Here is a 13,107-nt window from a genome sequence, read left to right as displayed (position 1 = left end):
TGTGACCGCTTTCTGCGTGCCTTCCCGTGGAGCAGGTGCGACGTGACCACCTCGCGCGACCTCTCGCCACCACGCGCCCCCGGCGATGTCGGACCCGCGCGACAGGCTGACCGCCATGAGCGCTCTCCGCGTCGCTGTCACCCAGCCGACCGCCAGCCCCGACCCGCGCCGCAACGGCGCGGTGACCCGCCAGCTGATGCGCACCGCGGCCGCCCAGGGAGCGCGCCTGGTGCTCTTCCCCGAAGGACACCTCTCCGGCTACGCCAAGGAGCAGGTCAGCGACCTCGCCGACGTGGACTGGTCGGTGGTTCACGAGGAGACAGAGGCCGTGGCCGAGCTCGCCGGCGAGCTCGGCCTGTGGGTGGTCCTCGGCTCGAGCCACCCGTTGACGCCACCGCACCGACCCCACAACAGCGTGTACGTCATCTCCGACACCGGTCGGGTGATCGACCGCTACGACAAGCGCTTCTGCTCCGCCCGCGAAACCTTGCATCACTACACCCCCGGCACCGATCCGACGATGTTCGAGGTGGACGGGTACCGCTTCGGCATCGCGATGTGCGTGGAGATCAACTTCCTGAACGTGTTCACCGAGTACGCCGCGCTCGGGGTGGACTGCCTGCTCCTCCCCGCCTACCCGATCGATGCGATCTTCCGGACCAAGGCGCAGGCAATGGCCGCCATCAACACCTACTGGGTCGCCGTCTCCTCCGTCGCACAGAGGCGCCGGCTCGTCCCCGCGGAGGTGTTCGGGCCCGACGGCACGTCCCTGACTGCGGCTGCCGGCGACGAGGCGATCGTCCTCGCCGACCTGAACCGCGACGACCCGCAGTTCCACATCGCCTTGGACCTGGCTCGCCCCTGGCGAGGCAGTGCTCACGACGGCAGCTTCTACCGGGGGTACCTGGTGGACGACCCTCGCAGCAGCGTCAAGACCGCACTCTGACGCGGCGCTCTCGCCACCAGCAACGAGCCTGTCCCCACTGTGGGTCACAGCGGTCTCCCGGGCCAGGTCCAATGAGACCTGCCGTTGGTGCAGCGCCTCACCCGATCTGTCCCACCGTAGGTCAAAGCCCCGACCGACGAGGTGGGCTGGCGTCGCGCCCTCGGCCACCAGACGCGGTCACCGCTGCCGACGCGCTCGCCGTCGTCCGGGCGGCGTGGCACGACGCCGTGTGACCCCTTCCTCCGGACGCACCCGGCGCCTATCGTTGGCACACCAACGACTGGCGACGACGCCACCGAGGAGGCCACCGTGCACCAGATGGACGGCACCGCCGATACCCCAGAGCTCCAGCAGCTCTACGCGGACTTCGCGGCCGAGAGCCTGGCCCCCCTGTGGACGCAGCGCGACGACCTCATGCCCATGTCGCCGGCCCCGAAGGCCGTCCCGTACGTCTGGCGGTGGAAGTCGCTCTACGACATCGCCGAGCGCTCGGGCCGTCTGGTCCCCGTCGGCCGCGGCGGTGAGCGTCGCGCGATGGGCCTGGCGAACCCCGGTCTGCCCGGCACGGCGTACGCGACCCCGACGCTGTGGTGCGCGATCCAGTACCTCGGCGGCCACGAGACGGCCCCCGAGCACCGGCACAGCCAGAACGCTTTCCGGTTCGTCGTCGAGGGCGAGGGCGTGTGGACCGTCGTCAACGGCGACCCGGTCGCCATGCGCCGCGGCGACCTGCTGCTGACGCCCGGCTGGAACTTCCACGGCCACCACAACGACACCGACCAGCCCATGGCCTGGATCGACGGTCTCGACGTCCCGTTCTCGCACTACGCCGACGTCGGCTTCTTCGAGTACGGCTCCGAGCGCGTCACCGACGAGGCGTCACCGGACGTCTCGCGCTCCGAGCGGCTGTGGGCGCACCCCGGCCTGCGGCCGCTGTCCGGGCTGCAGGACCAGACGAGCTCACCGCTGTCCGCGTACCGCTGGGAGCACACCGACCGCGCGCTGACCGAGCAGCTCAAGCTGGAGGACGAGGGCCACCCGGCGACCGTCGAGCAGGGGCACGCCGCGATCCGCTACACCAACCCCACGACCGGCGGCGACGTCATGCCGACCATCCGCTGCGAGTTCCACCGCCTGCGCGCGGGGGCCGAGACGCCCGCGCGTCACGAGGTGGGGTCGTCGGTGTGGCAGGTGTTCGAGGGTGAGGGCACGGTCGTCCTCGGTGGTGTCGAGCAGCGCGTCGAGACCGGCGACCTGTTCGCCGTCCCCAGCTGGGTGCCCTGGTCGCTGCACGCCGACAGCCAGTTCGACCTGTTCCGGTTCACGGACGGGCCGATCATCGACCGGCTGCAGTTCACGCGCACCTACGTCCCGGGGCAGCGCAACGAGGACCTCGCGTGAGGCTGGGCACGCTGCGCCTCGCCGCCCCCGGCGAGGCGCCGATGGCGACCGTCGCCGTGCGCGTCGACGAGCGCGAGGCCGTCGAGCTGCCCGGGGTGGCCGACGTCGGCGCGCTGCTGGCGGGTGCCGACTGGCGGGAGCGGGCCGCGGCGGCGGACGGACGACGGCACGCGCTCGCGGACCTCGAGCCCCGGGCCTGGGCGCCGCCCGTGCTGCGGCCGTCGAAGATCGTGTGCGTCGGGCTGAACTACCGCAACCACATCCTCGAGATGGGCCGCGACCTGCCGACGTACCCGACGCTGTTCGCCAAGTACCCCGAGGCGCTCGTCGGCCCGTACGACCCGATCGTGCTGCCCGCGCACGCCGCCGACGCGGTCGACTGGGAGGGCGAGGTCGCCGTCGTCGTCGGCGCGACCGCCCGGCGGCTCGACGAGGCCGCCGCGGCCGCCGCGATCGCCGGGTACGCGGTCCTCAACGACGTCACCATGCGCGACTACCAGTACCGCACCGCGCAGTGGCTGCAGGGCAAGACGTTCGAGGCCACGACGCCGTTCGGCCCCTGGCTCACGGTGGCCGGGGCCGGGCCGCTGACGGGTGACCTGCGGACCGTCGTCGACGACGAGCAGGTGCAGCACACGCCGGTCGACGACATGGTCTTCGGGCCCGCCGCGCTCGTGGCGTACGTCTCGCAGATCCTCACGCTGCACCCGGGCGACGTCATCGCGACGGGCACGCCCGGCGGCGTCGGGCACGCCCGCACGCCCGCGCGGTACCTGCGGCCGGGGCAGGTGCTGAGCACGTCGGTCACCGGGCTCGGCGAGCTCCGCAACGACGTCGTCGCGGAGGCCTGACGTGGCGGCGCGGACCGACCGCACCACGGATCCGCAGCTCCGGGCGGCCCTGCTGCTGGCCCGGCGCGGGCAGGCGTACTTCTCCCGCAAGCTCAACGAGCTGGGCAACGACGAGCTCGACGCACCGTCCCTCGTGCCGGGGTGGACGCGGCGGCACGTCGTCGCGCACGTCGGGCTCAACGCGCGGGCCCTGACGCGCCTGACGGAGTGGGCCGCGACGGGCGTCGAGACCCCGATGTACGCGTCGCGCGAGGAGCGGGACGCCGAGATCGAGTACGGCGCGACGCAGCCGGCCCGGGCGCTGCGCAACCTGTCCGCGCACGCTGCGGTGCACCTCGACGTCGAGTGGCGCGACCTGGCGCCCGAGGCCTGGGCCGCCCCGGTCCGCACCGCGCTCGGGCGCACGGTGCCGGCGAGCGAGACGGTGTGGATGCGCACGCGCGAGGTCTGGGTGCACGCCGTCGACCTCGACAACGGTGCGTCGTACCGGCAGTTCCCGCCCGAGCTCGTCGACGCGCTGCTCGCGGACGTGACGCGCATGTGGCGCTCACGCGGCGGCGAGGTCGTGGTGCCCGTGCTGGAGCCGACCGACCGGACCGTGGGGCCCGGTGGGGACGACGGGTCGGTGCGCGTGCGCGGCCGCGCGGCCGACCTCGCGCGGTGGGCGACAGGCCGCGGCGGCGAGCGTCTCCTGACGACGTCCGACGGCTCCCCGGTCCCCCCACCACCCACCTGGCTCTGAGCATGCGCCGCGTGCCCGGTCCATGAGACGCCCGGGCCGCGAGACCGGCCCTGGTCGGCTCATCGGACGGCCAGGGCCATCTCAGCCCGGTGTCGCGGCGGCGGCGTCTCACGTCTCGGAACCGGCGCCGTCCTGACCCGCCCGGCCCTCGGTGGCTGCCACGATGGCGTCGTGACCGACCCGCTGCCGATCGACCTCGCGCACCACACGGGCTACCTCGTCCGCCGGACGCAGCAGGCGCACCTCGCCGCCTGGGCGCAGGAGGTCGGGCCGCGGCTGACGAACGTGCAGTTCGGCGTGCTCAACGTCCTGCGCACGCGCGGGGAGGCGAGCCAGCGCGACCTCTGCGACGACCTCGACCTGGACAGGTCGACGATCGCCGGGCTCGTCGCGCGGCTGGAGGCCCGTGAGCTGGTCGCGCGCGTGCGGGCCGAGGCGGACCGACGACGCAACGTCGTGCGCCTCACCGACGAGGGGCTCGCGGTGCTCGCGGAGCTGGTCCCGGCGGCCGCGCGCGTGGACGACGTGCTGACGTCGGCCCTGACCCGGCAGGAGCGCGAGACGCTGCAGCGGCTGCTCACGAAGATCCTGGTGGGTCAGGCGGAACGTCCCTCGTGACGGCGCCGGCCCAGGACCGCGCACGTTCCCGCTGGTGAGCACGCGCGCGGAGACGTCGTAGCCGCCCGGCCCAGGCGGCGACGAGGTGGAGCCCGGCCTGGCAGAGTCGGCGCATGGTCACCTACGACGACATCGGCCGGACGTACGCGGCCACCCGGCGGCCGGACCCGCGCATCGCGGCTCAGGTCGTCAGGGCTCTCGGGGACGTGTCGACCGTCGTGAACGTCGGAGCCGGGACCGGGTCCTACGAGCCGCCCACCACCGTCGTCGCCATCGAGCCGAGCAGGACGATGATCGACCAGCGCCCCGCCGGGGCCGCCCCGGTCCTGTGCGCGGTCGCGGAGTCGATCCCCCTGGAGGACGACGCCGTGGACGCGGCCATGGCCGTCCTCACGGTGCACCACTGGACCGACCTGGAGCGCGGGATCGCTGAGATGAAGCGGGTCGCACGTCGCCGCGTGGTGGTGCTGACGTTCGACGAGACCGTGACCCGTGACTTCTGGCTGCTGCGCGATTACCTGCCCGCCGCACGCGAGCTCGACCGGGCGCACGCCGTCCCGATGGAGCGCCTCGTCGCGGCTCTCGGCCCGTGCGCGGTGGAGGCCGTCCCCGTGCCCCACGACTGCGTCGACGGATTCGCCGCCGCCTGGTGGAGGCGGCCCGCCGCCTACCTCGACCCCGTGGTCCGGGCGGGGATCTCGGTGCTGAGCCGGGTCGGCGACGCGGAGATCCACCGCGGTCTGGAGCGGCTCGAGAACGACATCGCGACAGGCGCGTGGGCCGAGCGGTACGCCGACCTGCTGGCGCTCGACGAGCTCGATGCCGGCTACCGTCTGGTGACGCTCGACCTGTAGAAGGAGCCGAGGGCGGTCAGGGAGCCGTCCGCGACGAGCGCCGGTAGCGTGGCTGGATGCCAGCCGGAGACCCGCCGCGCCGTCTGCTCGCGTGGTACGCCGACCAGCCCCTGCTCCGGGCGGTCCTGCCCGGCGTCGTGCTCGTGGCGCTCGGCCTGCTCGTCTTCGGGGGCATGTTCGACGCGGTCCAGGAGCGCGACGACTTCTCCCTGTGGGACCGGCCGGTCCTGGAGTTCCTGGTGGACGCCCGCAGCGACGTCCTCACCGCGGTCCTCGCCGCGCTCACCTTCGTCACCGGTCCGACCGTGCTGCCGGTCATCATCCTGGTCGCGTGCGTGGCCTGGGGCCTGCGCGCGCGCGAGTGGTGGCGGCCGCTGCTGCTCGCCGGCGCCATGATCGCCTCCACGCTGCTCTCGCTGCTGGTCAAGGGCCTCGTCGCCCGGCCCCGACCGCCGGAGGAGACGATGTACATCCCCGGCTCGGAGACGACCGGGTCGTTCCCGTCCGGCCACACCATCGGGACGGCGACCTTCCTGCTGGTCGCCGGGTACCTCGTGGCGAGCCGGCACCGCACACGCCGGGTCGTCGTCGGCTGGCTGGTCGTCGGTGTCGTCGGTGTCGCGGCGGTCGCCCTGAGCCGCCTGTACCTCGGCTACCACTTCCTGACGGACGTCGTCGCGGCGGCCGGCCTGGCCGTCGTCGTGCTGGGCGTCGTCACCGTCGTGGACCGGATCCACGTGATGCGCGGCCTGCCGCCGAGCGAGCCGGAGCCCGGCTGGAGCCCGCAGCCGCCACCTGGGCTCACGCAGTCCGCCGGCCGCCTGACGGACGACGGCTGACGGACGGCGACCTGGCCCTCACGCGTCGGCCGGGACCGCTTCCCCCCGCTTCGCCCGCTGGATCTGCTCGTACACGTGCGTCCGCAGCTCGGTGAACCGGGGCAGCGCGCGGGTCGTGAGCTGGTCGCGCTCGGCGGGCAGGTCGATCGCGAGGTCCTGCTGCACGAACGTCGGCGACGACGAGAGCATCAGCACCCGCTCGCCCAGGTACACCGACTCGTCGATGTCGTGCGTGACGAACAGGACCGTCACCCCGAGGTCCTGCCACACCCGCCGGACCAGGTCCTCCAGGTCGGCGCGGGTCTGGGCGTCGACGGCGGCGAACGGCTCGTCCATGACGAGGATCTCCGGTGAGTACGCCACGGCGCGGGCGATCGCGACGCGCTGCTGCATGCCGCCGGAGAGCTGCCACGGGTACGTGTCGAGCGCGTGCGCGAGCCCGACCTCCTCGACGGCCCGCTCGATCACCGCCCGCCGTTCCGCCTTCGGCACGCCGCGTGCCTTGAGCGGCAGGCCGACGTTGTCGCGCACGGTGAGCCACGGGTACAGGGAGCGCCCGTACTCCTGGAAGACGAGCGCCATCTTCTTCGGCGGCGCGGTGACGGCGGCCCCGTCGAGCGTGACCGACCCGGCCGTGGGGGGCAGCAGCCCGGCGAGGCACTTGAGCAGCGTCGTCTTGCCGCACCCGGACGGACCGACGATGCAGACCAGCTCACCGGGGCGCACGTCGAAGGTGATGTTGCCGATGGCCTCGACGGGCCCGGAGGAGCCCTGGTACGTCTTCTTCAGGTCCCGGACGGACAGCAGGGGCGTGTTCTCAGGCACGGGCGACCTCTCTCGAGCCGTGGTACCAGTGCAGGACCCGGCGTTCGACGAGCTGGAAGACGGCGGCGACGGCCACGCCGACGAGGCCGAGCAGCAGGATGCCGCTCCACATCTCGGCGACCATGTACTGCCGCTGGAAGTAGACGATCTGGTAGCCGAGCCCCGACGACGAGGCGAACATCTCCGAGATCACCATGAGGATGAGCCCGATCGACAGGGCCAGCCGCACGCCGGCCATGATCTGCGGGCTCGCCGCCGGCAGGACGACGTACCGGTACGCCAGCAGGCCGCGCACGCGGTAGGACCGCGAGGTGTCGACCAGCACGGGGTCGGTCCCCCGGACACCCTCGATCGTGTTGAGCAGGACGGGCCACACGCTGCCCGACACGATCACCGCGAGCTTCATGGTGTCGTCGATGCCGAGCAGCAGCATGAGGACGGGCACGAGGACCACGGGCGGGATGGCACGGAAGAACTCGAGCATCGGCTCGAGCAGCGCACGCAGCCACGGGGTCGCGCCGATCGCGGTGCCGACGACGACGCCGATGACGATCGACAGCAGGACCCCGACGGCGAACCGGCCGAGGCTCGGCAGCACGTCACGCACGAGCGTGTCGGGCGACAGCCACGTGCTCACGAAGGCCGTGAGCACGCGCGACGGCGGCGGGTAGTAGAGGTTCGTCGTCCCGCGGGTCGCCAGCGCCCAGGCGACGACGAGGAGCACGGGCAGGCCGACGGCGTACCCGAGGGACGCGAGTGCGCGGCGCACGGCGGACATCGGGCGGGCGGACGTCGGGCGGGCGGGCGCCGGGCCGGCGGCCATCAGGCGACGCCTTCCCGACGCACCGACGGGTGCCAGTGCAGCACGCGGCGCTCGACGAGACGCGTGACGAGGTTGACCAGCAGCCCGAGCAGGCCCGTGACCAGCACCAGCGCGTACAGGCCCGGTGCGTCGGGCGCGGAGCGGTAGACGTCGATCTGCCGGCCGATGCCGGGGTTGCCGATCACCAGCTCGGCCGTGATGGTCAGGACGAGCGCGATGGACGCGGCGAGCCGGAACCCCGTGATGACGTAGGGCAGCGCGGTGGGCAGGACGACGTGCCGCAGCCGCTGCAGCCGTCCCAGGCCGAAGCTGCGTGCGGTGTCGTCGGCGACGGTGTCGACGTCCCCGACGCCGTACAGGACCTGGATGAACACCTGCCAGAACGGCGCGTAGACGACGATCACCAGCGCCGCCTCGCGCGAGAGCCCGGCCACCAGGACGGCGAGCGGGATGATCGCGACCGACGGGATGGGCCGCAGGAACTCCACGGTGCTGTGCGTCGCCCGGCGCAGGAACGGCACGAGGCCGATGACGGCGCCCGCGACGACCGCGGCGACGACCGCGATCCCGAGCCCGAGCGCCCAGGTCACCACGGTGTCGCCGAGGGCCGACCAGAAGCGGGGCTCGCCGAGCTCGGTGACCAGCCGCGCGGCCGTCGTCGAGAACCGCGGCAGGTACGCCGGGTTGACGACCTCGGCCCAGGCGACGAGCTCCCAGGTGAGCGCGAAGCCGGCGACCCCGAGGGTGCCGAGCACGGCGGAGCCGCCGGCGCGCGCCGCGGTGCCGCGCCGACCACCCGCGCGGGCGCCGGCCCCGGACCGGGCCCCGGGGGCGACGTCCCCGGGGCCCGGACCGGTCACCGTGTCGGTCAGCTGCATCAGTCGATGACGATGAGCGTGTCGAGGTCCGGGGCCTGGTCGAAGAACTCGTGCTCGACAGCGAGGTCCGCCAGGCCCTGCAGCACGTCGCGGTCGAGCTCGGTGGAGAACTGCGGGAGCCGGAGGTTGGCCGCGGCGGGCTCGGGCAGCGACATCTCGTCGACGAGCGACTGCCGCACGGCCTCGTCGTTGTCCTCGGCCCAGGCGAACGCCGCCGTGAAGGCCTCGCGCACGGCGTCGACCAGCGCGGGGTCGTCCGCGACCGTCGCGCCGGTCGTCTGCAGGACGAGGGTCGGCAGGCCGGGCAGCACGGACTGGTACGGGTCGACCACCCGCGCGCCGCCCGCGCCGACGATCATCGACACGAACGGCTCGGGCACCCACGCGGCGTCGATGTTGCCCGCGTCGAGCTGGGCCTGCGCGTCGGGGAACGCGACCTCGACGAACTCGATGGTGCCGGGGTCGCCGCCGTCCTCCTCGACCGCCGCCATGATCGTGAGGTCACCGGCCGCGCCGAGCGAGTTCACCGCGACCTTCTTGCCCGCGAGGTCGGCGGGCGAGGTGATGTCGCTGCCGGCGCCCACGACGACCGAGTTGATGTCGTCCCCCTCGGTCAGGCTCTGCGCGTAGTTGGCGACGATCTTGACGTCCAGGCCCTGCAGGCCCGCGCGCATCGCGCCGAAGGGCTGGCCGACGGAGAAGTCGATGTCACCGTTGACGAGAGCGGGCATGGCCTGCGCGCCGCCCTGGATCGGCTGGACCGTGACGTCGAGCCCGTGCTCGGCGAAGATGCCGGCCTCCACGGCGGCCCACAGCGGGGCCGTCTCGCTGATGCTGAGCGCCCCGATCGTGACGGCGCGGGGGTTGTCGGCGTCCGGCGCGGCCGACGCCTCGGGCTCGGCGCCGGGCGCGGGGTCCGACGACGAGCACGCGGCCAGTCCGAGCGACAGCGCCGCGACGAGCGCCGCCACGAGAGCGGGACGTCGGTTCATGGGGTCCTCAATTCTCCGTTGAATCTCGGGTGACGGGCGGTCAGCGCCGCGCGCCGTCGAGACCGACCAGCGCTCGGACCATGCATGACACTCGTCCAGCAATCGTGCAGTCGAATGTCACATGTGTCAATGATCCGGAGCGGCCCGACGCCGGTCGGTGAGGCGGCCGCGTGCGACAATCGCGCGCATGTCGACGCCGCCCGGGGATGCGCCCGACCCGGACCGCGCCGGGGTCCGGCGGCGACCGGAGCAGCTCCTGCTGGCCTTCATGGGCGAGCTCATGGTGGCCGGCGGCGCCGGTCCGCTGCCGGCGTCCGTGCTCATCGCCGTGCTGGGTGAGCTGGGGGTCGGGGAGGCGGCGACGCGGGCGGCGCTGAGCCGGATGGCGGCCCGCCACCTGCTCGCCCCCGTGCGCGTCGGGCGCACCGTCTCCTACGGGCTGACTCCGGAGAGCGTCCGGGTGCTGGGGGAAGCGCGGGGACGCGTCTTCGACGACGACCCCTTCGCGCCGCACGGCAGCGGGTGGACGCTCGTCAGCTTCTCCGTGCCGGAACGGCGGCGCGACGTGCGCCACCGCGTGCGCGCCCAGCTGGCGTGGGCGGGATTCGGCCTGCTGCGCGACGGGCTGTGGATCGCGCCGGGGGAGGTCGACGTCGCGCGGGCCCTCGGCGGCGTCCACGACGACGAGCCGGACGGCGTCGACCCCGACGACGGCGACCTGGAGCTGCTGGCGTTCCGCGCCCACGAGGTGCCGGGGTTCTCGGCTGCGCGCAGCGTCCGGACGGCCTGGCGGCTCGAGGCGATGGCGGCCCGGCACGAGCAGTTCCAGGACCGCTGGGCGGACCGCGCGCCCGACGTCGACCACGCGCTGCGCGACGTCACGGCGCTGGTCGCCGACTGGCTGGACCTGCTGCGGGCAGTCCCGCGGCTCCCGGCCGAGCACCTCTCGCCCGACTGGCCGGCGGCGCGCTCGGTGGCGACCTTCCGTCACCTGCACGCCGCTCTGGCGGGCCCGGCGCAGGCCGACCTCGCCCGGCGGCTCACGGCCTGAGGGGCCCCGGAACCGCCGCGCCGCGTCCTGCGGCCGGGCTCATCATTCGACAGACTTCTGACGATCGTCACCGAAACGGTTGACGTCGGGCGCCCGGGACGGGCACGATGCCACGTCATCGCACCGCCGCGACCCGCGCGCGGTCCGCCCACGAGGATGTGAGCAGTGGCAGACGTCCCGCCGTCGTCCGGGGACCTGGATCGCGCCAACTACGCGACGATCTGGGACGCCGTGGCGCGCGCCGTGCCGGACCGCGTCGCCGTGCACGCCGACGGTGCGGACGTCACGTACACCGCCTTCGAGGAGCTCGCCGCCCGCCTCGCCGCGACCTTCGTCGCGCACGGCCTGGGCCCCGACTCGACCGTCGCGATCTTCATGTACAACCGCGTCGAGTACCTGACCACGCTGTACGCCGCGTACAAGATCGGCGCGATCCCGGTCAACATCAACTTCCGCTACCACGGTGCCGAGCTCGCCGAGCTGCTGGAGATGTCGCGGCCGTCCGCGCTCGTCTACCCCAGCAGCCTCGCCGCCGCCGTGGTCGACGCCGCCGAGCGCGTGCCGCTGCCGGGCCTCGTCCTCGTCGTCCCGGACACGGCGCACGACGACGCCGACCAGGCGGCCGCTGCGCCACCGGCGCCCGGGGTGCCCTTCGCGTCCGCGCTCGACGCCGCGCCGCTCCCCTCGCACCCGCGCGGGCCGGACCAAAGGATCTTCATGTTCACCGGGGGCACGACCGGCCGCCCCAAGGCGGTCGTGTGGACCCACGGCAACCTGTTCGACAGCCAGCTGTTCTCGATCTACGGCTCCCTGCCCGTCGACGTCCCGACGTCGCTGGACGACGTCACGCGCGTCGCCGCGCGCGAGGACCTGCCGCGCACGGTGTGCCTGCCGCTGCCGCCGATGATGCACGCGACGGCCCTGTTCAACGTCATGAACGCGATGGTCCTCGGCGGCACGGTCGTGTTCCTGCCCACCGCCCGGTTCGACCCCCGCGCGGCGGTCCGGGCCGTCGAGGAGCACGGCGTCACGCGCCTCGTCGTGGCGGGCAACGCGATCGTCGGGCCGCTCGTCGACGCCCTGGAGGCGGGGGCCGGCGACATCTCGTGCCTCAACACGGTCCTGAGCTCCGGCATGGTGTGGTCCGACGACCTCAAGGCCCGGCTGATCGCCCACGCGCCGGGCGCGACCCTCATCGACATCATCGGGTCGAGCGAGGGCGGGCCGTTCGCCTACGGCGTCGTCCGCGGCCCGGACGACCTGCCGTGCCGGCCGCGGCTCGCGCGCGGTGCCGTCGTCCTCGCGCCGGACCTCACGCCGGTCGACGAGGTCGGGGAGACCGGGATGCTCGCCTACCGCGGCGCGATGCCCCTGGGCTACCACGACGACCCGGCGCGCACCGCCGAGACCTACCCCGTGATCGACGGGGTGCGGCACGTCATGCCGGGCGACTGGGTGCGCGTCCTGGGCGACGGGTACGTCGAGATGCTCGGCCGGGGGTCCGGGGTCGTCAACACCGGCGGGGAGAAGGTCTTCCCCGGTGAGGTCGAGAAGGTGCTGCTCGCGCTGCCCGGCGTCCTCGACGCCGTGGTCCTGGGCCTGCCGGACCCGCGCTGGGGCGAGGTCGTGACGGCCGTCGTCGTCACCGCGCCCGGCGCGCCGCTCACTCCCGAGCAGGTCCAGGACGAGGTCGGCCGGCGCCTGGCCGGGTACAAGAAGCCGCGCCGCCTGTACCTGGTCGACGAGCTCGCGCGCAGCCCCAGCGGCAAGGTCGACATGCACCGGCTGCGTCGGCGCATCACCGAGGTCGAGGTCCCCGCGCTCGTGGACCCGGTCGCCGCACCCGACGCCGCCGAGAGGACCCCATGAAGTTCACCGACGCCCACATCCCGTTCGGCTTCAGCTGGACCTCACCCTTCGCCAAGTGGCAGGGACCGCTCGCGGAGGTCAACAGCCTGGACCTCGCGGTCGACGTCACGGGCCGCGCCCTGGCCGACCGCGGGCTGCCGCCCGAGGAGATCACCGAGTGGACGCTGGGGTGCACGGTCCCGCAGCAGCACTCCTTCTACGGCGTCACCCTCGTGTCACGCCGCCTCGGTGCCGGCGAGCACGGCGGGCCGTGGATCTCGCGGGCGTGCGCGACGTCGGCGGCGGTCATCGAGCACCTCGCCACGCAGGTGCAGCTCGGTGCGCACACGACGACGATCGGCGTCGTCACCGACCGCACCAGCAACGGCCCGCTCATGCTCTGGAGCAGCGGGGCGAGCCCCGGTGGCGCGCCCACCAG

Annotated in this window: 13 protein-coding genes and 1 pseudogene; 10 read left to right on the top strand and 4 right to left on the bottom strand. The window is 73.6% G+C overall.

Annotated elements, in window-relative coordinates; translation table 11 throughout:
- The first annotated feature begins 85 nt into the window (after window positions 1-85).
- The 7 genes from IR158_RS13020 to IR158_RS12990 all read left to right on the top strand — a co-directional run bounded on the left by IR158_RS13020 (window position 86) and on the right by IR158_RS12990 (window position 6,251).
- A complete protein-coding gene (locus tag IR158_RS13020; RefSeq protein WP_291813686.1) occupies window positions 86-946 on the top strand; it encodes a carbon-nitrogen hydrolase family protein in 861 nt (286 codons plus the stop codon).
- Between the two features lie 318 nt (window positions 947-1,264).
- The gene (locus IR158_RS13015) at window positions 1,265-2,347 is read left to right on the top strand and encodes a cupin domain-containing protein (RefSeq protein WP_291813903.1); all 1,083 of its coding nucleotides are present in this window, start codon (window positions 1,265-1,267) and stop codon (window positions 2,345-2,347) included.
- Window positions 2,344-3,198, top strand: a complete 855-nt coding sequence (locus tag IR158_RS13010; RefSeq protein ID WP_291813685.1) for a fumarylacetoacetate hydrolase family protein — start codon at window positions 2,344-2,346, stop codon at window positions 3,196-3,198. Before IR158_RS13015 ends, IR158_RS13010 begins: the two co-directional genes overlap by 4 nt.
- 1 nt (window position 3,199) lies before the next feature.
- Window positions 3,200-3,940 carry a maleylpyruvate isomerase family mycothiol-dependent enzyme gene (locus IR158_RS13005; protein ID WP_291813683.1) on the top strand — a complete coding sequence of 247 codons (741 nt, stop codon included), beginning with the start codon at window positions 3,200-3,202 and terminating at the stop codon, window positions 3,938-3,940.
- A 171-nt stretch (window positions 3,941-4,111) separates the two neighbouring features.
- Window positions 4,112-4,558: a MarR family winged helix-turn-helix transcriptional regulator gene (locus IR158_RS13000; protein WP_291813682.1), complete on the top strand. Its 447-nt coding sequence runs from the start codon at window positions 4,112-4,114 to the stop codon at window positions 4,556-4,558.
- Between the two features lie 113 nt (window positions 4,559-4,671).
- Window positions 4,672-5,412, top strand: coding sequence for a methyltransferase domain-containing protein (locus IR158_RS12995; RefSeq protein ID WP_291813680.1), 741 nt, complete (start codon window positions 4,672-4,674; stop codon window positions 5,410-5,412).
- Window positions 5,413-5,468: 56 nt separating this feature from the next.
- Window positions 5,469-6,251: a phosphatase PAP2 family protein gene (locus tag IR158_RS12990; RefSeq protein ID WP_291813678.1), complete on the top strand. Its 783-nt coding sequence runs from the start codon at window positions 5,469-5,471 to the stop codon at window positions 6,249-6,251.
- Between the two features lie 18 nt (window positions 6,252-6,269).
- Here the strand turns inward: IR158_RS12990 and IR158_RS12985 are convergent, their stop codons facing one another.
- Genes IR158_RS12985 through IR158_RS12970 form a run of 4 tightly spaced genes read right to left on the bottom strand, consistent with a single transcriptional unit; the run spans window position 6,270 to window position 9,769 of the window.
- The gene (locus IR158_RS12985) at window positions 6,270-7,076 is read right to left on the bottom strand and encodes an ABC transporter ATP-binding protein (protein WP_291813676.1); all 807 of its coding nucleotides are present in this window, start codon (window positions 7,074-7,076) and stop codon (window positions 6,270-6,272) included.
- Window positions 7,069-7,899, bottom strand: coding sequence for an ABC transporter permease (locus tag IR158_RS12980; RefSeq protein ID WP_291813674.1), 831 nt, complete (start codon window positions 7,897-7,899; stop codon window positions 7,069-7,071). The genes IR158_RS12985 and IR158_RS12980 overlap by 8 nt, the downstream gene beginning before the upstream one ends.
- Window positions 7,899-8,777, bottom strand: coding sequence for an ABC transporter permease (locus IR158_RS12975; protein WP_291813673.1), 879 nt, complete (start codon window positions 8,775-8,777; stop codon window positions 7,899-7,901). Before IR158_RS12975 ends, IR158_RS12980 begins: the two co-directional genes overlap by 1 nt.
- On the bottom strand, window positions 8,777-9,769 hold the full coding sequence (locus IR158_RS12970; RefSeq protein ID WP_291813671.1) for an ABC transporter substrate-binding protein: 993 nt from the start codon (window positions 9,767-9,769) through the stop codon (window positions 8,777-8,779). Before IR158_RS12970 ends, IR158_RS12975 begins: the two co-directional genes overlap by 1 nt.
- Before the next feature lie 187 nt (window positions 9,770-9,956).
- Between IR158_RS12970 and IR158_RS12965 the strand changes: the two genes are divergently transcribed.
- The 3 genes and pseudogenes from IR158_RS12965 to IR158_RS12955 all read left to right on the top strand — a co-directional run.
- Window positions 9,957-10,820, top strand: coding sequence for a PaaX family transcriptional regulator C-terminal domain-containing protein (locus tag IR158_RS12965; RefSeq protein WP_291813669.1), 864 nt, complete (start codon window positions 9,957-9,959; stop codon window positions 10,818-10,820).
- A 165-nt stretch (window positions 10,821-10,985) separates the two neighbouring features.
- The gene (locus IR158_RS12960) at window positions 10,986-12,689 is read left to right on the top strand and encodes an AMP-binding protein (RefSeq protein WP_291813667.1); all 1,704 of its coding nucleotides are present in this window, start codon (window positions 10,986-10,988) and stop codon (window positions 12,687-12,689) included.
- Window positions 12,686-13,107: pseudogene (locus IR158_RS12955) on the top strand (thiolase family protein); the annotation flags it as partial. The gene IR158_RS12960 and the pseudogene IR158_RS12955, both read left to right, overlap by 4 nt.

This window comes from Cellulomonas sp. (assembly GCF_015234515.1).
GTDB lineage: Bacteria > Actinomycetota > Actinomycetes > Actinomycetales > Cellulomonadaceae > Cellulomonas.
The sequence above is the reverse complement of the archived record's forward strand: the minus strand, read 5'-3'. Positions and strand labels throughout refer to the sequence as shown.